This window comes from Streptococcus mitis, from assembly GCF_946188375.1.
Taxonomy (GTDB): Bacteria; Bacillota; Bacilli; order Lactobacillales; family Streptococcaceae; genus Streptococcus; species Streptococcus mitis_CX.
Genome location: NZ_CAMHUS010000004.1, coordinates 1 through 15,907, shown reverse-complemented (window position 1 = coordinate 15,907; position 15,907 = coordinate 1). Strand labels below are relative to the sequence as shown.

Annotated in this window: 12 protein-coding genes; 8 read left to right on the top strand and 4 right to left on the bottom strand. The window is 41.9% G+C overall.

Features of this window, described 5'->3' with window-relative positions; genetic code table 11:
- Positions 1 to 27 precede the first annotated feature (27 nt).
- The 4 genes from galU to argS form a co-directional block, all read right to left on the bottom strand.
- Positions 28 to 927, bottom strand: coding sequence for a UTP--glucose-1-phosphate uridylyltransferase GalU (galU, locus tag N8M16_RS05185; RefSeq protein ID WP_261069750.1), 900 nt, complete (start codon positions 925 to 927; stop codon positions 28 to 30).
- 21 nt (positions 928 to 948) lie between these two features.
- A complete protein-coding gene (locus N8M16_RS05180; RefSeq protein ID WP_020903403.1) occupies positions 949 to 1,965 on the bottom strand; it encodes an NAD(P)H-dependent glycerol-3-phosphate dehydrogenase in 1,017 nt (338 codons plus the stop codon).
- Between the two features lie 169 nt (positions 1,966 to 2,134).
- Positions 2,135 to 2,380, bottom strand: a complete 246-nt coding sequence (locus tag N8M16_RS05175; RefSeq protein WP_049532292.1) for a hypothetical protein — start codon at positions 2,378 to 2,380, stop codon at positions 2,135 to 2,137.
- Between the two features lie 507 nt (positions 2,381 to 2,887).
- Positions 2,888 to 4,579: an arginine--tRNA ligase gene (gene argS / locus N8M16_RS05170; protein ID WP_261069749.1), complete on the bottom strand. Its 1,692-nt coding sequence runs from the start codon at positions 4,577 to 4,579 to the stop codon at positions 2,888 to 2,890.
- 135 nt (positions 4,580 to 4,714) lie between these two features.
- On the opposite strand from argS, the gene argR reads away from it, so the two are divergent.
- The 8 genes from argR (at position 4,715) to N8M16_RS05130 (ending at position 15,750) form a co-directional block, all read left to right on the top strand.
- The gene (gene argR, locus N8M16_RS05165) at positions 4,715 to 5,161 is read left to right on the top strand and encodes an arginine repressor (RefSeq protein WP_001231476.1); all 447 of its coding nucleotides are present in this window, start codon (positions 4,715 to 4,717) and stop codon (positions 5,159 to 5,161) included.
- 50 nt (positions 5,162 to 5,211) lie between these two features.
- Positions 5,212 to 7,746 (top strand): DNA mismatch repair protein MutS, encoded by a 2,535-nt coding sequence (gene mutS / locus N8M16_RS05160; RefSeq protein ID WP_261069748.1) that lies wholly within the window; start codon positions 5,212 to 5,214, stop codon positions 7,744 to 7,746.
- A gap of 145 nt (positions 7,747 to 7,891) precedes the next feature.
- Complete coding sequence (patA, locus tag N8M16_RS05155; protein ID WP_033685307.1) at positions 7,892 to 9,598, top strand: multidrug efflux ABC transporter subunit PatA; 1,707 nt, start codon at positions 7,892 to 7,894, stop codon at positions 9,596 to 9,598.
- A gap of 1 nt (position 9,599) precedes the next feature.
- Positions 9,600 to 11,366 (top strand): multidrug efflux ABC transporter subunit PatB, encoded by a 1,767-nt coding sequence (gene patB, locus N8M16_RS05150; RefSeq protein WP_261069747.1) that lies wholly within the window; start codon positions 9,600 to 9,602, stop codon positions 11,364 to 11,366.
- Positions 11,367 to 11,504: 138 nt separating this feature from the next.
- On the top strand, positions 11,505 to 12,194 hold the full coding sequence (locus N8M16_RS05145; protein WP_000124770.1) for a gamma-glutamyl-gamma-aminobutyrate hydrolase family protein: 690 nt from the start codon (positions 11,505 to 11,507) through the stop codon (positions 12,192 to 12,194).
- A gap of 170 nt (positions 12,195 to 12,364) precedes the next feature.
- Positions 12,365 to 13,714, top strand: coding sequence for a glucose-6-phosphate isomerase (locus tag N8M16_RS05140; RefSeq protein ID WP_261069746.1), 1,350 nt, complete (start codon positions 12,365 to 12,367; stop codon positions 13,712 to 13,714).
- Positions 13,715 to 13,841: 127 nt separating this feature from the next.
- Positions 13,842 to 15,302, top strand: a complete 1,461-nt coding sequence (gltX, locus tag N8M16_RS05135) for a glutamate--tRNA ligase (RefSeq protein ID WP_223330415.1) — start codon at positions 13,842 to 13,844, stop codon at positions 15,300 to 15,302.
- Between the two features lie 13 nt (positions 15,303 to 15,315).
- The gene (locus N8M16_RS05130; protein WP_223330414.1) at positions 15,316 to 15,750 is read left to right on the top strand and encodes a cytidine deaminase family protein; all 435 of its coding nucleotides are present in this window, start codon (positions 15,316 to 15,318) and stop codon (positions 15,748 to 15,750) included.
- Positions 15,751 to 15,907 lie beyond the last annotated feature (157 nt).

Genomic DNA, 15,907 nt, shown 5'->3' with positions numbered 1-15,907 from the left:
GGCATTTTTGAACCTTATCTTTTTATGTTATTCCTTCTCAGCCAATTCTTTTCCCAGTTGGATGAGGTAACCTTTCAAGTCATCTTTGACTTGTGGGTGTTTGAGGGCGTAGTCAATAGATGTTTTCACAAAGCCAAACTTATCCCCAACGTCGTAACGAGCTCCTGTAAATTCACGGGCGAAAACACGTTGTGTTTTATTAAGCGTATCAATAGCGTCGGTAAGCTGGATTTCATTTCCAGCACCGGGAGCTTGATTTTCGAGGATTTCAAAAATTTCTGGTGTGAGCAGATAGCGTCCGATAATTGCCAAATCACTTGGAGCATCTTCTGGAGCTGGTTTTTCAACGAAAGTTTCGACACTGTAGAGACCATTAATCCCTTCACCCTGAGGAGCTATAACTCCATATGCTGAAACGTCTTCATGAGGGACAGGCATAACAGCAATTGTTGATGCGTGAGTTGTCTCGTAATCATTCATCAATTGTTTTGTCAAAGGTACAGCATGGTCATCTGTAATATCCATTAGGTCATCACCAAGCATGACAACGAAGGGCTCATTCCCTACAAAAGCTTTGGCTTGTAAGACAGCATCTCCAAGCCCACGAGGATGGCTTTGACGGATAAAGTGAAGGCGAATGCCAGTTGTTTCGTCTACCAATTTTAACAAGTCATGTTTGCCTTTTTCTTTGAGGTTGTACTCAAGCTCAAAGTTTGAGTCAAAGTGGTCTTCAATAGAACGTTTTGATTTACCAGTGACAACCAGAATATCTTCAATACCTGATTTAAGAGCTTCTTCTACGATAAATTGGATAGTTGGTTTGTCCACAATTGGCAACATCTCTTTAGCAAGTGCTTTGGTTGCTGGTAAAAATCGAGTTCCAAGTCCAGCGGCAGGGATGACTGCCTTTCTAACTTTTGATGTCATAAGAATCCTTTCTCTAGAGGGTTAAGACCACTCATTTTCTGCTTTAAATTCATTGTTCATGATGTCGTAAATGGCATCTTTAATATTGGTTCCGTGGTAAATAACTTGGTAAATGGCTTGTGTAATTGGCATATAGACTCCAAGTTCTTGCGCTAGTTCATAGGCTGCTCGAGTTGTTGAGATTCCTTCAATCACCATGCCCATATTGGCTTCGATATCAGCTAGAGATTCTCCACGACCAAGAGCATCTCCGGCTCTCCAGTTACGAGAGTGGATGGAGGTTCCCGTTACGATCAAGTCTCCTACACCGGATAAGCCACTATAGGTCAATGGACTGGCCCCAAGTGCTACTCCTAGGCGGGTAATTTCTGCCAAGCCTCGAGCGATGATGGCTGCCTTGGCATTGTCACCAAATCCCAAACCATGTAAAGCTCCAGCACCGACAGCAATAATATTTTTAAGAGCACCAGCAGTTTCAACTCCAATAACATCCGTATTGGTATAAAGTCGGAAGTAGTGATTACTAAAGAGTTCTTGAACGTATTGAGCTGTTTGTAAATCTTTAGAAGCAGCAGTGATTAAAGTCAGGTCACGTACAATGGTTTCTTCCGCATGACTAGGTCCTGAAACAACGACAATATCACTGCGGAGATGTTCAGGAATTTCTTCTTCAAGGATGGTTGACAATCGTTTATGGCTATCAGGTTCTAATCCCTTTGATGCGTGCATGATGATAGCCTTATGATCCAAGGTTTTTGCAACTTGTTGGGCAACAAGTCGTGTCACTTTTGTTGGGACAACAAACAAAATCGCATCCACATCTTTTAATGCCTCTGCTAAGTCAGTGTAGGCAATGATATTTTCATCTAGAACGACATCTTTAAAGTAGTGCTTGTTAGTATGATAGGTATTAATTTCATTGATTTGCTCGGGAAGATTTCCCCAAATACGTACCTCGTGTCCATTGTCATTTAAGACTTGTGAAAGGGCAGTTCCCCAAGAACCAGGCCCCAAGACGGCGACGGTTTGTTTTTCCATGTTTTCCTCCTTAATAGAGTCCTTTTCATTATTCTATCATATTCTAGAGGATTTTGCACTTGCATTACTGGGGAGTGGTGGCTTTGTTACTTGAAAAATACACAAAAACCGAGACGAAGGGACAAACTCTCAGTCTCGGTTTTTATATTCCTTAAAAGAATAGCTCGGTTTATTTCAATTGATCTGTAATGTCTTTTGACAGTAACATTCCCAGATGATAAGTTTTATTGATGTAAGCAATGACATCATTGATATTTTCAGTCGTGTGAATTTTCTCTTTGATATCAGTCCTAAATGTTTCATCCTTCAAAAGTTGTTCTTGGTAGAGCCTTTGAAGTCTCTCCTTCTCGTACTTATTGAGCAGAAAAAGGAACACCAAGCTAATTACAACGAGGATATAAGCATATTGGCTCATAGGAAATCTCCCTGTATGATAAAGAAGTAGTAGTGAATAAATCGATTTAGTGGATCTAAAATAGCAGAACAAGTCAGCAAAACTTGATAAGATTTTTGATAGGCCTCTAAACCTAATTACGTATAGGATTTGGTCTTAGTTATTTAGACTGCTTTACAATTAAGTAATTAAAAGATTGCGACATAAGTCTAACCAAATCTCCGACAGGATTTGGTCTTAATTACTTAGACTGCTTTTTAATCAAGTAACTTGAAGCTTACGACATGAACCAAACCAAATCGATATTATTTGGTTAGGTGAGTTAGTGAAGCAGTTAGCTAGTCCGCATATAAGCGTCTAGCGTCTAGCAATTAGGAGCTTTAGTTCCAATAACTTTAAGATTACGACGTTTTAGGACATAAATCGATCATATTTATGTTCTAAAACTAGTGAAGCGCCTAGCCAAAGTCCGAATAGGATTTGGCGTTAGTTACTTAGATTGCTCCGCAATCAAGTAACTTTGGCGATTTACATCTTCTCTGGTGCCTCCACACCCAGAAGACGAAGGGCTTCTTTGAGAACGACTGCGGTTGCGTAGCTAAGGGCTAGACGGCTGTTGCGTTCTGGACTTTCATCCAAGATACGTGTATGTGCATAATATTTGTTGAAAGCTTGAGCCAGGCTAATTGCAAATTTAGCAATGATAGAAGGTTCAAAGTTATCCGCAGCACGGTTGATAATACGTGGGAAATCTTGGATGAGTTTGATGATTTCCCAGCTTTCAGCATCATTCAAGCTATAGTTGCCAGCAGTTTCTGGTTTAAAGTCTGCTTTGCGTAAGATAGATTGAATACGAGCATAGGCATATTGAACGTAAGGTCCAGTTTCACCCTCGAAGGATACCATGGCCTCTAGGTCGAAGTCATATCCATTTGTACGGTCGGTCTTGAGGTCATAGAATTTAATGGCTCCAACCCCAACAGCATGCGCCACCTGGTCTTTGTTTTCTAGTTCGGGATTTTTAGCTTCGATTTGGGCCTTGGCACGGCTAACAGCCTCTGCAACAGTAGGTTCTAGCAAGATGACATTCCCTTTACGAGTAGAGAGTTTCTTCCCTTCTTTTGTAACCAAACCAAAAGGAACGTGAGTAATGTCTTCACTCCAGTCGTAGCCCATCTCTTGCAAGACAGCTTTGAGTTGTTTAAAGTGGGCAGATTGCTCTTGACCAACTACGTAGATAGATTTAGCAAATTGGTATTCGTTTTTACGGTAAAGGGCTGCAGCCAAGTCACGAGTGATATAGAGAGTTGCTCCATCAGATTTCTTGATGAGGGCTGGATGTTCAATTCCATATTTTTCAAGATTGACAACTTGGGCACCTTCTGACTCAACAAGAAGGCCTTTTTCAGAAAGAATGTCTACAACTGCATCCATCTTATCGTTGTAGAAGGCTTCTCCGTTATAGCTGTCAAATTCAACCTGCAATTCATTGTACAGGCGGTTAAATTCCACCAAACTTTCATCACGGAACCATTGCCAAAGAGCGAGAGCTTCCTCGTCGCCATTTTCAAGTTTACGGAACCATTCGCGTGCTTCTTCATCCAAGCTAGGGTCATTTTCAGCTTCAGCGTTGATGCGGACATAGAGTTTAAGAAGTTCGTCAATTGGATGAGCTTTTACAGCTTCTTCGTCGCCCCATTTTTTGTAGGCAACAATCAACATCCCAAACTGTTTACCCCAGTCTCCCAAATGGTTGACCTTGACTGTTTGATAACCGATTTTTTGGAAAATATGTGACAAGCTATCTCCGATAACAGTTGAGCGTAGGTGACCAATAGAAAATGGTTTAGCGATATTGGGACTAGACATGTCGATAACAACATTTTCTTGTTTACCAATATTTTGGTCAGCATAGTGTTCTTTTTCAGTGATAACAGCTTGCAATATTTGAGCAGAAATGGCAGATTTATCAAGGAAAAAGTTGACGTAAGGTCCTGTTGCGACAACCTTTTCAAAGGCTTGGCTGTTAATCTTTTCAGCCAGTTCAGCCGCAATCATTTGAGGTGCTTTACGTTCGACTTTTGCAAGTGAAAAAGCAGGGAAGGCGATGTCTCCCATTTCTGAGTTTTTAGGGGTTTCCAGTAAATTTAAAATAGCCTCTTGGTCCAGGCTATCAATGACGCTAGCCAATTCGCTAGCAATCAATTCTTTTGTATTCATTAAGAGCTCCTTTTTGGACTTTTCTACTATTTTATCACAATTTTAAAGAAAGAAGAAAAAATTTTTGAAATCTCCTGTTTTTTTGGTATAATATAGTTATAAAATTAGTTATAAATATGCATATAAGAGGATTTTATGAGAAAAAGAGATCGTCATCAGTTAATAAAAAAAATGATTACTGAGGAGAAATTAAGCACACAAAAAGAAATTCAAGATAGGTTGGAGGCGCACAATGTCTTTGTGACGCAGACAACCCTGTCTCGTGATTTGCGCGAAATCGGCTTGACCAAGGTCAAGAAAAATGATATGGTGTATTATGTACTAGCAAATGAGACAGAAAAGATTGATTTGGTGGAATTTTTGTCTCATCATTTAGAAGGTGTTGCAAGAGCAGAGTTTACCTTGGTGCTTCATACCAAACTGGGAGAAGCCTCTGTTTTGGCAAATATTGTAGATGCAAACAAGGATGAATGGATTTTAGGAACAGTTGCTGGTGCCAATACCTTATTGGTCATTTGTCGAGACCAGCACGTTGCCAAACTCATGGAAGATCGTTTGCTAGATCTGATGAAAGATAAGTAAGGTCTTGGGAGTTGCTCTCAAGACTTATTTTTGACAAGGAGATACGGAAAATGGCGACAGAAAAGCTATCACCCGGCATGCAACAGTATGTGGATATTAAAAAGCAATATCCAGATGCTTTTTTGCTCTTTCGGATGGGTGATTTTTATGAATTGTTTTATGAGGATGCGGTCAATGCTGCGCAGATTCTGGAAATTTCCTTAACGAGTCGCAACAAGAATGCGGACAATCCGATTCCTATGGCGGGGGTTCCTTATCATTCTGCCCAACAGTATATCGATGTGTTGATTGAGCAGGGTTATAAGGTAGCTATTGCAGAGCAGATGGAAGATCCTAAGCAAGCGGTTGGGGTTGTTAAACGAGAGGTTGTTCAGGTCATTACACCCGGGACAGTAGTCGATAGCACTAAGCCGGACAGTCAGAACAATTTCTTGGTTGCCGTAGATCGTGATGGTAGTCAGTTTGGGCTAGCTTATATGGATTTGGTGACTGGTGACTTTTATGTGACAGGTCTATTGGATTTCACGCTGGTTTGTGGGGAAATTCGTAATCTCAAGGCTCGAGAAGTGGTGCTGGGTTATGATTTGTCTGATGCAGAAGAACAGATTCTCAGTCGCCAGATGAATCTAGTGCTTTCCTATGAAAAAGAAGGCTTTGAGGACCTTCATTTACTGGATTCACGATTAGCAGCGGTGGAGCAAGCAGCCTCTAGTAAGCTGCTTCAGTATGTCCATCGAACCCAGATGCGGGAATTGAACCACCTCAAGCCTGTTATCCGCTATGAAATCAAAGATTTTTTGCAGATGGATTATGCGACCAAGGCTAGTCTGGATTTGGTTGAGAATGCTCGTTCAGGTAAGAAGCAAGGCAGTCTTTTCTGGCTTTTGGATGAAACCAAAACAGCTATGGGTATGCGGCTCTTGCGGTCTTGGATTCATCGCCCCCTGATTGATAAGGAACGAATCGTCCAACGCCAAGAAGTGGTGCAGGTCTTTCTCGACCATTTCTTTGAGCGTAGTGATTTGACAGACAGTCTCAAGGGTGTTTATGACATTGAGCGCTTGGCTAGTCGTGTTTCTTTTGGCAAAACCAATCCTAAGGATCTCTTGCAGCTAGCGACCACCTTGTCTAGTGTGCCACGGATTCGTGCGATTTTAGAAGGAATGGAGCAACCTGCTCTAGCTTATCTCATCGAACAACTGGATGGAATCCCTGAGTTGGAGAGTTTGATTAGCGCAGCGATTGCTCCTGAAGCTCCTCATGTGATTACAGATGGAGGAATTATCCGGACTGGCTTTGATGAGACCTTAGACAAGTACCGTCGCGTTCTCAGAGAAGGGACTAGTTGGATTGCTGAAATTGAGGCTAAGGAGCGAGAAAACTCTGGTATCAGCACGCTTAAGATTGACTACAATAAAAAGGATGGCTACTATTTCCATGTGACCAATTCGCAACTGGGAAATGTGCCTGCTCACTTTTTCCGCAAGGTGACGCTGAAAAACTCAGAACGCTTTGGAACCGAAGAATTAGCCCGTATCGAGGGAGATATGTTGGAGGCACGTGAGAAGTCAGCTAACCTAGAGTACGAAATTTTTATGCGTATTCGTGAAGAGGTCAGCAAGTACATCCAACGTTTACAAGCTCTAGCCCAAGGAATTGCGACAGTTGATGTCTTACAGAGTCTAGCAGTTGTGGCCGAAACCCAGCATTTGATTCGACCAGAGTTTGGAGATGATTCGCGAATTGATATCCAGAAAGGGCGCCATGCTGTCGTTGAAAAGGTTATGGGGGCTCAGACCTATATTCCAAATACGATTCAGATGGCAGAAGATACCAGTATTCAACTGATTACGGGGCCCAATATGAGCGGAAAGTCAACCTATATGCGTCAGTTAGCCATGACGGCGATAATGGCCCAGATGGGGTCTTATGTGCCAGCAGAAAGCGCCCATTTACCGATTTTTGATGCTATCTTTACCCGTATCGGAGCAGCAGATGACTTGGTTTCAGGTCAGTCAACCTTCATGGTGGAGATGATGGAGGCCAACAATGCCATTTCGCATGCGACCAAGAACTCTCTCATTCTCTTTGATGAATTGGGACGGGGAACTGCAACTTATGACGGGATGGCTCTTGCTCAGTCCATCATCGAATATATCCATGAGCACATCGGAGCTAAGACCCTCTTTGCGACCCACTACCATGAGTTGACTAGTCTGGAGTCTAGTTTACAACACTTGGTTAATGTCCACGTGGCAACTTTGGAGCAGGATGGGCAGGTCACCTTCCTTCACAAGATTGAACCAGGTCCAGCTGATAAATCCTATGGTATCCATGTTGCAAAGATTGCTGGCTTGCCAGCAGACCTTTTAGCAAGGGCGGATAAGATTTTGACTCAGTTAGAGAATCAAGGGACAGAAAGTCCTGCTCCAATGAGGCAAACAAGTGATGTCACAGAACAGATTTCACTCTTTGATACGACTGAAAAACATCCTATCCTAGCAGAATTAGCTAAGCTGGATGTTTACAATATGACACCTATGCAGGCTATGAATGTCTTGGTCGAGTTAAAACAGAAACTATAAAGAGAAAATTACTAGTCATTCTAGCTGTATCAAGGAGACTTCTTTGACAAGTTCCCACTTTTTTGCTAGAATAACATCACACAAACAGAATGAGAAGGAGCTGACGCATTGTCGCTCCCTTTTGTCTATTTTTTAAGGAGAAAGTATGCTGATTCAGAAAGTAAAAACCTACAAGTGGCAGGCCCTGGCTTCGCTTCTGATGACAGGCTTGATGGTTACTAGTTCACTTCTGCAACCGCGTTATCTACAGGAAGTGTTAGACGCCCTACTTGCTGGGAAATATGAAGCTATTTATAGTATCGGGGCTTGGTTGATTGGTGTGGCCTTGGTCGGTCTGGTTGCTGGTGGTCTCAATGTTGTCCTTGCAGCCTATATTGCCCAAGGAGTTTCATCCGATCTTCGGGAGGACGCCTTCCGTAAAATCCAAACCTTTTCTTATGCCAATATTGAACAATTTAATGCGGGAAATCTAGTCGTTCGCATGACAAATGATATCAACCAGATTCAAAATGTCGTCATGATGACCTTCCAAATTCTGTTCAGACTTCCTCTCTTGTTCATCGGTTCGTTTATCCTTGCGGTTCAAACTTTGCCCTCTCTGTGGTGGGTGATTGTTCTCATGGTGATCTTGATTTTTGGTTTGACTGCTGTCATGATGGGGATGATGGGGCCACGTTTTGCCAAGTTTCAAACCCTTCTTGAACGCATCAATGCTATCGCCAAGGAAAATCTGCGCGGTGTTCGTGTGGTCAAGTCCTTTGTCCAAGAAAAAGAGCAGTTTGCGAAGTTTACAGATGTCTCAGACGAGCTTCTTGGTCAAAACCTTTACATTGGTTATGCCTTTTCAGTAGTGGAACCCTTTATGATGTTGGTCGGCTATGGGGCGGTTTTCCTCTCTATTTGGCTAGTTGCAGGGATGGTTCAATCGGATCCATCGGTTGTTGGCTCCATTGCTTCCTTTGTTAATTACCTAAGCCAGATTATCTTTACTATTATTATGGTTGGATTTTTGGGAAATTCTGTCAGTCGTGCTATGATTTCTATGCGTCGTATTCGAGAAATTCTTGACGCAGAGCCAGCCATGACCTTCAAGGATGTCCCAGATGAAGACTTGGTCGGAAGTCTTAGCTTTGAAAATGTGACCTTTACCTATCCAATGGATAAGGAACCGATGTTGAAAGATGTGAGCTTTACTGTCGAACCTGGACAAATGGTTGGTGTCGTTGGAGCGACTGGTGCAGGAAAATCAACCTTGGCTCAATTGATTCCACGTCTCTTTGACCCACAGGAGGGTGCTATCAAAATTGGAGGCAAGGATATTCGAGAAGTGAGTGAAGGAACCCTGCGTAAAACAGTTTCTATCGTTCTCCAACGTGCCATTCTCTTTAGTGGAACGATTGCAGATAACTTGAGACAGGGTAAGGGAGATGCTACTTTATTTGAAATGGAGCGCGCAGCCAATATTGCTCAAGCCAGTGAATTCATTCATCGTATGGAGAAAACCTTTGAAAGTCCAGTTGAAGAAAGGGGAACCAACTTTTCAGGTGGGCAAAAACAAAGGATGTCGATTGCCCGTGGAATTGTCAGCAATCCACGTATTCTGATTTTTGACGATTCGACCTCAGCCTTGGATGCCAAGTCAGAGCGCCTGGTTCAGGAAGCCTTGAATAAGGACTTGAAGGGAACGACAACCATTATCATCGCTCAAAAGATTAGCTCGGTTGTTCATGCAGATAAAATCTTAGTACTGGATCAAGGACGATTGATTGGTCAAGGTACGCATGCAGACTTGGTTGCCAACAATTCCGTTTACCGTGAAATCTACGAAACACAGAAAGGAAAGGAGGAGTAACATGAAAACAGTTCAATTTTTTTGGAATTATTTTAAAGTCTATAAGCTATCATTTGTAGTTGTTATCCTGATGATTGTTCTGGCGACTCTTGCCCAAGCTCTCTTTCCGGTATTTTCTGGACAAGCGGTAACAGAGTTAGCTAATTTAGTTCAAGCTTATCAAAATGGCAATCCAGAACTTGTTTGGCAAAGCCTATCAGGAATCATGGTCAATCTTGGTCTGCTAGTTTTGGTTCTATTTATCTCCAGTGTGATATACATGTGTCTCATGACGCGCGTGATTGCAGAATCGACCAACGAGATGCGCAAAGGCCTCTTTGGCAAGCTTGCTCGGTTGACTGTTTCTTTCTTTGACCGCCGACAAGATGGCGATATCCTGTCTCGTTTTACCAGTGATTTGGATAATATCCTCCAAGCTTTTAACGAAAGCTTGATTCAGGTCATGAGCAATATTGTTTTATATATTGGTCTGATTCTCGTCATGTTTTCGAGAAATGTGACGCTGGCCCTCATCACCATTGCCAGCACACCAGTGGCCTTCCTTATGCTGATTTTTATTGTAAAAATGGCACGCAAATACACCAACCTCCAGCAAAAAGAGGTAGGGAAGCTCAACGCCTATATGGATGAGAGTATCTCAGGCCAAAAAGCCGTGATTGTGCAAGGAATTCAAGAGGATATGATGGCAGGATTTCTTGAACAAAATGAGCGCGTACGTAAGGCAACCTTTAAAGGAAGAATGTTCTCAGGAATTCTTTTCCCTGTTATGAATGGGATGAGCTTGGTTAACACAGCCATCGTCATCTTTGCTGGTTCAGCTGTACTTTTGAATGATAAGTCTATTGAAACTAGTACAGCCCTAGGTCTGATTGTTATGTTTGCCCAATTTTCACAGCAGTACTACCAGCCTATTATTCAAGTTGCGGCTAGTTGGGGAAGCCTTCAGTTAGCCTTTACAGGTGCTGAACGGATTCAGGAAATGTTTGACGCAGAGGAAGAAATCCGACCTGAAAAGGCTCCAATCTTCACTAAGTTGCAAGAAGGTGTTGAAATCAGTCATATTGATTTTTCATACTTGCCTTATAAACCTATTTTGAAAGATGTCAGCATTTCCGCTCCGAAAGGCCAGATGACAGCGGTTGTTGGTCCGACAGGTTCAGGGAAAACGACTATTATGAACCTTATCAATCGCTTTTATGATGTTGATGCTGGTGGTATTTATTTTGATGGGAAAGACATCCGTGACTATGACTTGGATAGTCTCAGAAGCAAGGTGGGGATTGTCTTGCAAGATTCGGTCTTGTTTAGCGGAACGATTCGAGACAATATCCGTTTCGGTGTACCAGATGCTAGTCAAGAAATGGTTGAGGCAGCAGCCAAAGCAACCCACATTCACGACTATATCGAAAGCTTGCCTGATAAGTACGATACCCTTATCGATGATGATCAAAGCATTTTCTCGACAGGACAAAAGCAATTGATTTCTATCGCTCGAACCCTGATGACAGATCCAGAAGTTCTCATTCTCGATGAAGCAACTTCAAACGTAGATACGGTGACAGAAAGCAAGATTCAGCATGCCATGGAGGCAGTTGTAGCAGGTAGAACCAGTTTTGTCATTGCCCATCGCTTGAAAACTATTCTCAATGCTGATCAGATTATTGTCCTCAAAGATGGAGAAGTCATTGAACGTGGTAACCACCATGAACTTTTGAAACTAGGTGGCTTCTATTCAGAACTCTATCACAATCAATTTGTTTTCGAATAAGAAAGAAGTTGTCCTATGTGGGCAGCTTTTTCTTGTCCATAAAAAATATTTATCACGGCCTTTAAAAAAACATATTAGACGAAAGGCATTTTGAGTGATATGATAGGACTATCGTTAATATTCGAAAGGAGAGGCATCATGGCTAGAACGGTTGTAGGAGTTGCTGCAAATCTATGTCCCGTAGACGCGGAAGGAAAAAACATTCATTCATCTGTATCTTGTAGATTCGCAGAGAGCATTCGTCAAGTCGGCGGTCTCCCTTTAGTCATTCCTGTTGGTGATGAGTCAGTCGTGCGCGATTATGTAGAAATGATTGACAAGCTTATCTTGACAGGTGGCCAAAATGTCCATCCTCAGTTTTATGGAGAGAAAAAGACCATCGAGAGCGATGATTACAATCTGGTCCGTGATGAATTTGAATTGGCACTCTTGAAGGAAGCTCTTCGTCAGAATAAACCAATTATGGCAATCTGTCGCGGTGTTCAACTTGTCAATGTTGCCTTTGGCGGCACCCTCAATCAAGAAATCGAAGGTCACTGGCAAGGCCTGCCTTTCGGAACATCTCATTCTATTGAGACAGTAGAAGGAAGCGTGGTGGCTAAGCTATTTGGAAAAGAAAGTCAAGTCAACTCCGTCCATCGTCAAAGCATTAAAGATTTGGCACCTAATTTCCGTGTAACTGCTATTGATCCAAGAGACCAGACCATCGAAGCGATTGAGTCTATCGATGAGCACCGCATTATCGGTTTGCAGTGGCATCCAGAGTTTCTGGTTAATGAAGAAGATGGCAATTTAGAACTATTTGAGTATTTATTGAATGAATTGTAACGACTGGGACATCTGGTCGTTCTTTATTTTATTTTTTCAAAATTTTTGGAATGTGGCATTTTTACGCAAACGTTTGAATTCTGATAAAAATTGGAGAAATTCGACAAAAAAACTTGAAAAAAACGAAGGTAAGCGTTATGATAGAAAAGAAGAAATATTGGAGGAATAACATGTCACATATTAAATTTGATTATTCAAAAGTTTTAGACAAATTTGTTGCACCACATGAAGTGGAATACATGCAAGCACAAGTAACAGCAGCAGATGAATTGATCCGTAAAGGAACTGGTGCTGGTAGCGACTTCTTGGGATGGTTGGACCTTCCTGAAAACTACGACCTCGAAGAATTTGACCGCATCTTGAAAGCTGCTGAGCAAATCAAGTCAGACAGCGATGTTTTGGTTGTAATCGGTATCGGTGGATCTTACCTTGGTGCCAAAGCAGCAATCGATTTCTTGAATCACCACTTTGCAAACTTGCAAACAAAAGAAGAACGTAAAGCTCCACAGATCCTTTACGCAGGAAACTCAATCTCATCTACTTACCTTGCTGACTTGGTAGAGTACGTAGCTGACAAAGACTTCTCAGTAAACGTGATTTCTAAATCAGGTACAACAACTGAACCAGCGATCGCTTTCCGTGTTTTCAAAGAACTCTTGGTTAAGAAATACGGTCAAGAAGAAGCAAACAAACGTATCTATGCAACAACTGACCGCCAAAAAGGTGCTGTTAAGGTTGAAGCAGACGCTAACGGTTGGGAAACATTTGTTGTTCCAGATGATATCGGTGGACGCTTCTCAGTATTGACAGCCGTTGGTTTGCTTCCAATCGCAGCATCAGGAGCTGACATCAAAGCCCTTATGGAAGGTGCGAATGCAGCTCGCAAAGACTACACTTCAGATAAAATCTCTGAAAACGAAGCTTACCAATACGCAGCAGTTCGTAACATCCTTTACCGTAAAGGTTATGCAACTGAGATCTTGGTAAATTACGAGCCATCACTTCAATACTTCTCAGAGTGGTGGAAACAATTGGCTGGTGAATCAGAAGGAAAAGACCAAAAAGGTATCTACCCAACTTCAGCCAACTTCTCAACTGACTTGCACTCACTTGGTCAATTTATCCAAGAAGGAACTCGTATCATGTTTGAAACAGTTGTCCGTGTTGACAAACCTCGTAAAAACGTGATTATCCCTAGCTTGGAAGAAGACCTTGATGGACTTGGTTACCTTCAAGGAAAAGACGTTGACTTTGTAAACAAAAAAGCAACTGATGGTGTTCTTCTTGCCCACACAGATGGTGATGTACCAAACATGTACGTGACTCTTCCAGAGCAAGACGCTTTCACTCTTGGTTATACAATCTACTTCTTCGAATTGGCTATCGCTCTTTCAGGTTACTTGAATGCTATCAACCCATTTGACCAACCAGGTGTTGAAGCTTACAAACGTAACATGTTTGCCCTTCTTGGAAAACCAGGATTTGAAGAATTGAGCAAAGAACTTAACGCACGTCTATAATAGAAGAAAAGAGTGGTTTGTCCACTCTTTTTACTCTCTTTATCCATAGAAATTGGACTCAGCCAAGACTTGTGATATAATATAGAGAGCAAAAAGGCAGACGCCTAGAGACTTTATAGGAGAAACTATGTCAAAAGATATCCGCGTACGTTACGCACCAAGTCCAACAGGACTACTACACATCGGGAATGCCCGTACAGCATTGTTCAACTACCTTTACGCACGTCATCATGGTGGAACTTTTATTATCCGTATCGAAGATACTGACCGTAAACGCCATGTCGAAGATGGTGAACGTTCACAACTTGAAAACCTTCGTTGGTTAGGTATGGATTGGGATGAAAGCCCAGAAACACATGAAAATTACCGCCAGTCTGAGCGTTTGGACTTGTATCAAAAATACATCGACCAACTGTTAGCTGAAGGAAAAGCCTACAAATCTTACGTTACAGAAGAAGAGTTGGCAGCTGAACGCGAACGCCAAGAAGCAGCTGGCGAAACACCACGCTACATCAATGAATACCTTGGTATGAGTGAAGAAGAAAAAGCAGCTTACATCGCAGAACGTGAAGCAGCTGGTATCATCCCAACTGTTCGTTTGGCTGTCAATGAGTCAGGTATCTACAAGTGGCATGATATGGTCAAAGGTGATATCGAATTTGAAGGTGGCAATATCGGTGGTGACTGGGTTATCCAAAAGAAAGACGGTTATCCAACTTACAACTTTGCTGTTGTCATCGATGACCATGATATGCAAATTTCTCACGTAATCCGTGGAGACGATCACATTGCTAATACACCAAAACAGCTCATGGTTTATGAAGCACTTGGTTGGGAAGCTCCAGAGTTTGGTCACATGACCTTGATTATCAACTCTGAAACTGGGAAAAAATTGTCTAAACGTGATACTAACACCCTTCAGTTTATCGAAGACTACCGTAAAAAAGGTTATTTACCAGAAGCAGTCTTTAACTTTATTGCTCTTCTTGGTTGGAACCCAGGTGGCGAAGATGAGATTTTCTCTCGTGAAGAATTGATTAAACTTTTCGATGAAAACCGCCTCAGCAAGTCTCCAGCAGCCTTTGACCAGAAAAAACTAGACTGGATGAGCAATGATTATATCAAGAATGCAGACCTAGAAACTATCTTTGAAATGGCAAAACCATTCCTAGAAGAAGCAGGTCGATTGACTGACAAGGCTGAAAAATTAGTTGAGCTCTATAAACCACAAATGAAATCAGTAGATGAGATTATCCCATTGACAGATCTCTTCTTCTCAGATTTCCCAGAATTGACAGAAGCAGAGCGCGAAGTCATGGCGGGTGAAACAGTCCCAACAGTTCTTGAAGCCTTCAAAGCAAAACTTGAAGCAATGACAGATGATGAGTTTGTGACAGAAAATATCTTCCCACAAATTAAAGCAGTCCAAAAAGAAACAGGTATTAAAGGTAAAAATCTTTTCATGCCTATTCGTGTCGCTGTTTCAGGTGAAATGCATGGACCAGAATTGCCAGATACTATCTTCTTGTTAGGCCGTGAAAAATCAATCCAACATATCGAAAATATGTTAAAGGAAATCTCTAAGTAAGAAGGATACAATAATGGACATCTGGGAAAAGATGTACGAAGAAGCACAGAAATTGTATAATCCACATGAAGTATCTGATTTTGTTTATGCTAATCATGTCGTTGCCGCAGTAGAAGCAGAAGATGGACAACTATTTACAGGATTCTGTATGGAGGGAACCTGTGGTGTTTTCCATCTCTGCGCAGAGCGGGCAGCACTCTTCAATATGTACCAATTCTCGGGACAAACTAAAGTTAAAAAAGTCTTAGCTTTTCGAGACAAACCACCTTATGGTGGAAGTTCAGCCATGCCTTGCGGTGCCTGTAGAGAATTCCTTTTAGAGCTTAATGCTGAAAATAAAGATGCAGAATTCATGATGGACTACGATAGAAGAAAGACAGTGAAAGTCGCAGAACTAATCCCATATTGGTGGGGAGAAGAACGTGCTTCCAAGTTTAATAATCAATAGAAGAGTCAGTATAATGTTGACTCTTTTTACTTAATTTGAAAAAAAGTTTCAAAAAAGTGTTGACAAAGTTTGAAAAGCCAGTATAATAGTAAGAGTTGAAAATAACAGCTCAGGTCCGTTGGTCAAGGGGTTAAGACACCGCCTTTTCACGGCGGTA